General features: G+C 74.2%; 9 protein-coding genes. 1 reads left to right on the top strand and 8 read right to left on the bottom strand.

The features are described 5' to 3' along the window. Nucleotides 1-470 precede the first annotated feature (470 nt). The gene (locus tag ACFQ87_RS25445) at nucleotides 471-845 is read left to right on the top strand and encodes a hypothetical protein (protein WP_380613113.1); all 375 of its coding nucleotides are present in this window, start codon (nucleotides 471-473) and stop codon (nucleotides 843-845) included. 211 nt (nucleotides 846-1056) lie between these two features. Here ACFQ87_RS25445 and ACFQ87_RS25440 read toward each other — a convergent pair whose 3' ends face one another. The 8 genes from ACFQ87_RS25440 to ACFQ87_RS25405 all read right to left on the bottom strand — a co-directional run bounded on the left by ACFQ87_RS25440 (nucleotide 1057) and on the right by ACFQ87_RS25405 (nucleotide 8337). After that, nucleotides 1057-1182 carry a hypothetical protein gene (locus tag ACFQ87_RS25440; protein WP_380613112.1) on the bottom strand — a complete coding sequence of 42 codons (126 nt, stop codon included), beginning with the start codon at nucleotides 1180-1182 and terminating at the stop codon, nucleotides 1057-1059. A 42-nt stretch (nucleotides 1183-1224) separates the two neighbouring features. Next, nucleotides 1225-2589, bottom strand: coding sequence for an MFS transporter (locus tag ACFQ87_RS25435; RefSeq protein WP_380613111.1), 1365 nt, complete (start codon nucleotides 2587-2589; stop codon nucleotides 1225-1227). Nucleotides 2590-2702: 113 nt separating this feature from the next. Continuing rightward, nucleotides 2703-3056: an ArsR/SmtB family transcription factor gene (locus ACFQ87_RS25430; RefSeq protein WP_380613110.1), complete on the bottom strand. Its 354-nt coding sequence runs from the start codon at nucleotides 3054-3056 to the stop codon at nucleotides 2703-2705. Then, nucleotides 3053-3712, bottom strand: coding sequence for a hypothetical protein (locus tag ACFQ87_RS25425; protein WP_380613109.1), 660 nt, complete (start codon nucleotides 3710-3712; stop codon nucleotides 3053-3055). The genes ACFQ87_RS25430 and ACFQ87_RS25425 overlap by 4 nt, the downstream gene beginning before the upstream one ends. A 115-nt stretch (nucleotides 3713-3827) precedes the next feature. Beyond that, complete coding sequence (locus ACFQ87_RS25420; RefSeq protein WP_380613108.1) at nucleotides 3828-5057, bottom strand: MFS transporter; 1230 nt, start codon at nucleotides 5055-5057, stop codon at nucleotides 3828-3830. A 132-nt stretch (nucleotides 5058-5189) separates the two neighbouring features. Continuing rightward, nucleotides 5190-5918, bottom strand: a complete 729-nt coding sequence (locus ACFQ87_RS25415; RefSeq protein ID WP_380613107.1) for a TSUP family transporter — start codon at nucleotides 5916-5918, stop codon at nucleotides 5190-5192. Next, nucleotides 5918-6811, bottom strand: coding sequence for a polysaccharide lyase (locus ACFQ87_RS25410; RefSeq protein WP_380613106.1), 894 nt, complete (start codon nucleotides 6809-6811; stop codon nucleotides 5918-5920). The genes ACFQ87_RS25415 and ACFQ87_RS25410 overlap by 1 nt, the downstream gene beginning before the upstream one ends. Nucleotides 6812-6975: 164 nt before the next feature. Continuing rightward, nucleotides 6976-8337, bottom strand: a complete 1362-nt coding sequence (locus ACFQ87_RS25405) for a nitrous oxide reductase family maturation protein NosD (RefSeq protein ID WP_380613105.1) — start codon at nucleotides 8335-8337, stop codon at nucleotides 6976-6978. Nucleotides 8338-8345: the final 8 nt, after the last annotated feature.

The raw sequence follows: 8345 nt of genomic DNA, 5'->3' as shown, positions 1-8345 counted from the left end.
GAAACCTCGACCCACAACGGGGGTTCTTGTGGGGGGGGCACCCCCCTCACCAGAACCCTCCCACCCCCTTGCGGTGTTTGGGGCCCCCCCCCCCGCGGAGCAGCGACGCCTCAGCCGGTCGGCGCGCTTTCGTCCGTGTCTTCCTGTGGGAGGGCGTCCGCTGAAGGATCAGCGGCCGGAGCCTCGGCCGTAGTGGTCTCGGTGGGGGTCGCCACACCGGGGTCGGCGCTTCCGCCGGTCACCTCGGGCACCGCCTCGCCTCCTGTCACATCGGGCATTGCCTTGCCTCCGCCCCAACCGGGCATCGCCTTACCTCCCACGATCGCAGGGACGGCTCATCCTCCCCGGGTGCCGTAAACGCCCGCTCAACGCCCAGGTCGAAGGAGGTCCGCAGGCGCGGCACCGGGATAATGGCCGGGCCGCCGGCCGGCTGCGCCTGCGGCACCGATCGAAGGAGAGGCGGAGGACGGATGACCCTGGAGGAAGGACGACGCGTCAGGTTGACGGAGGACCTCGGGATCGGTGAGGCCGTCGCCGGGGAGGCCAGGGCCGTCGTCGGGTTCCTCTCGCTGGGAGCGGAGAGCGAGGGCACTGTTGAGCGGGTGGACGGGGAACTCCCGGAGAGCGAGGAGGTCCGCGAGTACCAGCGGCTCAAAGCGCTGTTCGAGGACTACGGGCACACCATGCCGGTGGCGAGCCGGGAGCGGCTGGAGGCGGAGATCGCCGCGCTGGAACCGGAGTGGGTCGCGCATCGGGAGCGGGGGAACCGCGTGACGGTCCGAGTCCGGTTGGACAACGGCTTCGTCCTTGACGGGGTGCACCAGGACGTCCTCACCGCACTGTGAGCGCGCGGAGCGGGAAGTCGGCGGGGCCGACGTCCCGCTCCCGCTGCCATGTGAGTGCTGAACCCGGTTGCCGGGAGAGGTCGTTGAGCGCATCGGCCGGCATCAACGCTCGACGCGGTCCCACCTCGCACCGCTGATCACCAGGATCACCGGCCCGGCGGACACGGCTGCTCAACCGCCCAGGCGGGGATCCTCGCCGCGCCACGAGGGATCAGTTGCGCGCCAGGAGCCGGGCTCCCAGGCCGCCGCAGTAGGAGCTGTTGTAGGTGGTGGTGCGGTAGCCGGCCGGAACGGGGGTGTACGGGCAGATCCACAGGTAGGGCCTGGCCGGCTGCATGGCCCAGGCGTCGTGGGCTGGTCGGGGTCCGACCGGGCGCGGTCAGCCGAGGGCGGGGTGGTGCCGGCGAGGCCAGGTGGGGTGGTGCTGGTCGATGACGTAGTGGTGGCCGTGCTGCCAGGCGCCGGTGGCAGTGGGGTGGGCGTCGGAGAGGTGGGGGTGGCCCGCGGGGAGGTCGGTGTGGAGGTGGCTGAGGGCGTCCGGGTCGCGGGTGGGCCACAGGGTGGTGGCGACGACGGCGGAGGCCAGGGCGACCGCGCCCAGGACCACGGCGGTGGCGGGAAGTCCGACGCCCGCCGCGAGCCAGCCGGCCAGCGGGTAGGTGAGCAGCCAGCAGCCGTGGGAGAGCGAGAACTGGGCGGCGAAGGCGGCGGGCAGGTCGGGGTCGGCGGCCGAGCGGCGGATGACCCGGCCGCCGGGCGTCAGGACGGCGGAGCTGCCGGCGCCGACCAGGGCCCAGGCGGCGAGCAGGGCGAGCCAGCTGCCCGTCCCGGCCGGGGCGGCGGTGATGGCGGTGACGGCGAGGAGTACGCAGGGCAGGGCGAAGGCGGCGGGCAGCATCACGGACCGGTCGCTGACCCGCGCCAGCAGCCGGGGCAGCAGCAGCGCCGTGAGCATCGAGCCGACGCCGTACGCGCCGAGGGCGAGGGAGACGGCCCCGGCCGGGCGGTGGAAGTGGTCGCGGACCACGTTGACGGTGTTGACGAAGACGATCGCGCCCGCCGCCGCGACCGCGAGGTCCAGCGCCAGCAGGGCCCGCAGCCGGGGGGTGGCCCAGAACAGCCGGGAGCCGAAGGCGGCCTTGCGGTAGATCCCGCCGGGGCGTTCGACCGGCCTGGGCTTGGGCAGGGCGGCCGAGACGACCAGGGCGGCGGAGGCGAGGAAGCCGGCCGTCGTCCCGGTGAACAGCCAGTTGTACGAGACCACCGAGAGCAGCAGTGCGGCGAGGGCCGGGCTGAACAGCGACTCCAGGTCGTAGGCGAGCCGGGACAGCGAGAGCGCCCGGGTGTAGTCGCGTTCGGCGGGCAGCACGTCCGGGATGGTGGCCTGGAAGGTCGGGGTGAAGGCGGCGGAGGCGGCCTGGAGCAGGAAGATCAGGACGTAGACCTGCCACACCCGGTCGACGAACGGCAGGGTGAGCGCGACCCCGGCCCGGGTGAGGTCCATCGCGACCATCAGGGCCCGCCGGGGTATCCGCCCGGCGAGTGCTCCGGCGATCGGCGCGACGGTCACGTACGCGACCATCTTGATCCCCAGCGCGGTGCCGAGCACCGCCGACGCGTCGCTCCCGGCGATCGAGTACGCCAGCAGCGACAGCGCCACGGTGGCCAGGCCGGTGCCGACCAGGGCGACGACCTGGGCGGTGAACAGGTGGCGGTAGGTGCGGTTGCGCAGCACGCTCAGCATGGGTCCCGTCCCGGGGCGGCGGCGGTGTGGGGTGACGGGTCCATCATAGTTAATACGTGCATACGTGTGCACCTATTGGTCGCAGAGCTCCACGGCCGGGGAGCCGCCCGGGCTCAGTCGTGCGGAGGCAGGTGTCCGATCTGGTGGTCGGCGACGTTCAGCGCCTCGTCCACCAGCCGCCGCAGGTGCCCGTGGCGCAGCGAGTAGACGACCCGCCGGCCGTCCTTGCGGGTGGCGACCAGTCCGGCCAGCCGCAGCTTCGCCAGGTGCTGGCTCACCGACGGCCGCGCGGCCCCGGTCGCCTCGGTCAGCGTGGTCACGTCCGCCTCGCCCCGCCCGAGCCGCTCCAGCAGCGCGAGCCTGGTCCGGTCGGCCAGCAGGGCGAGGACGGACGCGGCGACGTCCAGCCGCGCCTCCGCCCGCTGCTGCGAACGGTGTGCATCTGCCAGATCCGCGCCGGTGCTCATCCGGCCATCGTAGGCCCTGGCCGCGTGCACGCGTGCGTACCCGACTGCCTACCCGACGTCGGACGCCTGCGCCGCCAGTAGGCCGCGGTGACGGCCGCCAGCAGCGGGCCCCAGAGCAGCAGCGGGGCGTAGCAGGCGGCCAGGACGACGGTGTGCCAGTCGCCGGTGAACACCGGGATGCCGCCGCGCAGCGGACGGCCCTGGATGGTGCGGCCGGTGGAGACCATGGCCGTGAACAGGGTCGTGATGACGACGAGGGCGGTGGCGCCCAGGGCGGCCGGGACGACCGCCGCCGCGACCGGGACGCGGCGGCCGCGCAGGACGGGGAGCCAGCGGGGGAAGACCTCGCCCCAGCGGGCGATCAGGCCCAGGGCGGCGAAGGCCAGCAGTTCCGAGACGGCCGACAGCAGGACGACGTACAGCTCCAGCGGCAGCCACCAGGGCAGGTTGCCGGAGTCCTGGACGGCGCCGCCGTCGAGCGGGGCGTGGAAGGTGCAGGTGGCGATCCGCCAGGCGCTGGACGGCAGGACGGTGAAGGGCACCGCCTGGGCGGCGAGCCGGGCCCAGCGGGGGACGCCGGGGACGGGCGTGTGGGCGGCGGCCCAGGCGGCCCGCAGGCGGCCGCTGGTGGGCGGCGGTTGGGCGACGGCGGTCACGCTCGGTTCTCCGGTTCGGCGGGGGCTGTGCCTCCACCGTCGCAGCCGGGCCGGTCGGTGCGCCTCGCCTGGGAGAAGGAGCCGCCTCCCCTCGGCGGGGGAGGCGGCTCGTCCGTCAGTCCGCCGTCTGCTCGGCCGATCGGGCGTCCTCGACGGGCCGCTCCTCGGCGCCGGCGGGGGCCGGAGCCGGGGCGGGCTCCAGGTTGCCCATCCGCGGGAGGGCGAACAACGCGGCGAGGATCAGGGCGCCGCTGATCACCAGCGGGGTGCGGACGTTGACGGCGGAGCCGATCCAGCCGCTGAGGCCCGCGCCGATCAGCATGCCGATCCGGGTGAGCATCAGGTAGCAGCTGTTGACCCGGCCGAGCAGTTCCTTCGGCACGATCTGCTGGCGCAGCGAGATCGCCTGGACGTTCCAGGTCACCACGCCGAAGTTGCCGACCGCGAACAGCGCCGCGACCAGGATCACCGAGGGGCTCAGGCCCATCAGCAGCAGCGCGGAGCCCATCAGCACGAACGAGAGGGCGATCCGGGCCCGGCGGCCCATCCGCTGGCTGAGCCGGCCGGCCAGGGTGCTGGCGGCCGTGCCGCCGATCACGCCGGAGGCGAGGACGGCGCCGTAGGCCCAGGTCGGGGCGGACAGGGTGCGGGTGACCAGCAGCGCCAGCATGGTGATGCCGAGCGCGGAGGCGCCGCCGGCCAGCGCGGAGAGGGTGGCGACCAGGCGCAGCTGCTTGTGCTGGTAGAGCCAGCGGACGCCCTCGCGGATGTCGGCGACCATCGGGCGGCCGGTCTGCGTCCGGGGGGCGGTGGAGCGGCCGGTGAGGAAGACGAGGCCGGCGGCGACCGCGAAGGACAGGCCGTCCACCGTGAAGGGGTACCCGGCGGCCAGGGCGAAGAGGGTGGTGCCCACCAGCGGGCCGGCCATTCGGCCGACCAGCAGACCGCCCTGCAGCCGGCCGTTGGCGGCGTCGAGCTGGTCGGGCCGGACCACGTCCGGGATGGCCGAGGTGGCGGCGTTGACGAAGACCGTCTCCCCGCAGCCGAGGGTGAAGGCCAGCACGGCGAGCGCGGCCAGCGGCGGGGTGGCGGCGAAGACCCAGGTCGCGAAGCCGAGCACGATGACGGCGCGTCCGATGTCGATCGTCCACATCAGCCGGCGGCGGTCGAAGCGGTCGGCGATGACGCCGCCGAACAGGGCCATCAGCAGCCAGGGCAGCGAACCGGAGACCGCGACCAGGGAGACGGCCTTCGGCGAGTCCGAGACCGTCAGCGCGAGCAGGGGCAGCGAGGAGTCCCGCATGCCGTCGCCCACCGCTGAGATCGACGAGGCCGACCACAGCATGGCGAATTTCCGGCCCAGTTGGGGCCTGCTGCGCTGAGGGGGTGCCGCTAGGCTGGCTGAGGTCACCGACGCAGTATGGCATGACCGCTACAGATTTGGCCGCCCCTTCACGGAGCATTCCCAGCCGGGCCGTCAGAGTCCGGAAACGCCCTTGACAAGGGTGGTCAGCCCACCGGCCAGGGCCAGCCCCAGCACCACGACCCGGGCCCGGTGTTCGGGCACCCGTGCGGCCAGCAGCCGGCCGACCACCGCGCCGCCCGCGAGCGCGACGGCCACCAGCCCCCAGGCCGGCGCGCTCAGCGCGGGCGGGCCCTTGGTCGCCAGCGAGAAGGCGTTCACGACCACACCGTACAACTGGGCGTTGGGCACGAACTCCCGTGCCGTCCAACCCGAGTTGACGGCGTACAGGGACATCGCCGGGCCGCCCACCCCGGCGGCCGAGTTCATAAACCCGCTGGTGGCGCCCGCGACCAGGGCCCCGCCGACCCCGCGCAGCGCGGCGGCCCGCACGCCCCGGATCACCAGCAGCGAGGCCGCGCTGACCAGCAGTCCGATGCCGATCAGCAGCTCAGGCGTCGGCACCTCCGCCGCCACCCAGGCCCCGGCCGGGACGGTGCAGACGGCGGCGACCAGCAGCGGCAGCATCGCCGTCGGCTGGACCTGCCGCCAACTCCCGGCCAGCCCGACGGCGCTGATCGTCCCGGCGGCGAAGTTGGCCAGCGTCACCCCGCCGTTCGGGCCGAGCATCAGCACCAGGACGGGCGCCGCGACCAGGGCGAAACCGATGCCCGCCAGCCGTTGGACGGCGGCGCCGACCAGGACGACCAGGCCCAGCACCAGTTCCCCGGCCCAGCCGCCCATCAGTGCTGGGCGCCGGCGGAGAGCGAGAACTCGGCGAAGTACGCGTGCTGGGTGCTCCCCGGGCCCCAACTGGTGTCGTGGCCGCCGTAGAAGGTGGAGAACAGCACCCCGCCGAAGGGGAGCGAGCCGATTCCGGAGGCCGTACCGGTGGCGGCGTGCACCTGGCGGCCGTCGTACCAGACGGTGATGTCGCCGGTGGCGCGGTTCACCAGCTGTTCGACGGTGTGCCAGCGGCCGTCGGCCTGGAAGTGCCAGTCGCCAAGGCCCTCGTCCACGCCGTAGCCGGTGGGGCCGGAATCGCTGGGGGTGTAGAGGTAGACCTCGCCGTTGTCGGGGCTGCCCTTGGCGGCGCGCCACATGTAGCGCGTGGACCAGCCGGAGCCGTGGTTGCCGCCGGACTCCTCGCCGATCCGGCCGCCGTACAGGCCGGGCAGCTTGCCGGCCTTGCCCCAGTCGCGGCCGGTGGGGAACTTGACGGCGTACTTGAGGTCCAGGGTGGGGCCCTGGGCGAGGGTGGACAGGCCGAGGCCGTTCAGGTCGGTGTAGAACTGGCCGCCGCCGGGGTTGGGGCAGTCGGTGCAGGTGTTGGCGGAGGAGCCGGCACCGTACGTCACCTGGAGCGCGGGGCCGCCGCCGGGGGCAGTGGCGTCGTCGACGGCGGCGAAGTCGGCGCCGCCCCAGGAGCCCTGGTCGACGGCGCCCCAGGCGTGCTTCCACTGCGGGGTGCCGTAGTCGCGGAACCGGCCGGTCCAGGCGGCGGCGCCGCTCGGGGCGGGGGCGGCGGGGGCCACGGACGCGGTGGCCGGGTGGGCGCGGGCGGGGGTGGCCGAGCAGCCGGCGGTGGCGAGCAGGGCCAGCGCTGCCAGGGCGGCGGTGCGCGCGGGGCGGTTCATCCGGGCTCCTCGGTCGGGTCCTCGGCGGCGGTCGGTCGGCACCGATCATGCCCCACGGCCGGGCCGCCGGGCGGGATGCCCCGGGCGGTGGCGGCCGACGGGCGGGCGCGCGGCGCTCGGTGCGTTGTGGGCCCGCCCGCCGGCCGGGGAGCACGGGCCCCGGGTCACGGCTTCGGTAGCGCGTCGGAACTCGTCGGGAGCGGGTAGGAGTCCGGGTCGACGGCTCCCGGCAGGCCGACGGCCGGGCGGGCGGGGGTGTTCGGGTCGGGCAGGGACGGCTGCACGGACGGGGGAGGGACCTGGTTGAAGGCGAGGCCGGGCGGCGCCTGGACCGTGGCGGCACGGCCGGCGGCCAGCGGGCCGCGCCCCTGGGTGCCGCAGGCGGCCTGGGTTTCGAGGTCCAGCGGGCTCTGGACGGCGGGCTGGTTGCCGGTGAAGCAGTTGCCGGGGTCGGCCGAGGCGAGGACGAGGTCGACGCCGTTGCCCTCGGTGCGGTTGCGCTGGACCTGGTTGCCGCTGGCCGGGTGGCCGGGCGGGTCGGTGATGATGACGCCGGCCGCGAGGTTGCCCGCGACCAGGTTGCGCTCGACCCGGTTCGCCGTGCCGCCGCCGATCCCGATGCCGATGCCGAAGCCGCCGTCGGCCTGTTCGGGGGTGTCGTGGGCGTTGTTGTCGGCGACGGCGTTCCCGGCGATCACGGCGCCGTGCTGGGGGGCGAGGGCCTCCAGGTCGTTGGAGTTGACGGTGACGCCGACCCGGTTGCCGACCACGCGGTTGCCGAGGATGTACAGCCCGTCCGAGGAGTTGGTGAGCTCGATGCCCACCGCGTTGCGCTCGGCGGTGTTGCCGCGCACCAGGGTGTCGCAGGGCTTGCACTGGCCGACGTAGATGCCGGAGTCGGCCCCGCCGGAGGCGTAGGAGTCCTCGATGACCCCCGCTCGGGCGTCGAAGGCGTAGATGCCGTACAGGCCGTTGTTGTAGGCGGTCACGCGGGTGGCGCGGAAGCCCTGGACGGCGGGGAAGCGGGTGGTGTCCAGGGGGTTGTAGGCGGAGCCGCCGGCGCCGCGCTGCTGCAGCTTCTCGTCGGTGACGCCGGTGAACAGCACGCCGTTGGCGAGGAAGCCGTGCACGGTGAGGTTCTCGACCACCGAGCCGGGGCCGGTCACGGTGACGCCGTTGACCAGCCGTACGCCGCCGTCCAGGACCACGGTGTTGCGGTCGGTGCCGCGCAGCACGATGCGGGGCTTGGTGATCCGGACGCCCTCCTGGTACGTGCCCGGGGAGACCAGCACGGTGTCGCCCTCGCGGGCGACGTCCACGGCCTTCTGGATGGTCGGGAAGTCCTGCGGGACCCGCACGACGGTGCCGGCCGGGTGGCGGGCGTCGGTGGAGGAGTCGGCGGCGGAGGAGCAGCCGGAGAGGGCGAGGGCGGCGGCGGTGAACAGTGCCGACAGGCCCCTGCGTGAGCTCCGTCCACGTACCGGTTCGGAATCGGAGTCGAGTTGACGGATAGTCAAAAGTTGCATAAGGGGTG

The organism is Kitasatospora sp. NPDC056531 (genome assembly GCF_042794375.1).
Classification (GTDB): Bacteria; Actinomycetota; Actinomycetes; order Streptomycetales; family Streptomycetaceae; genus Kitasatospora.
Note: the sequence above shows the minus strand (reverse complement) of the source record. Positions and strands in the feature narration are given on the sequence as shown.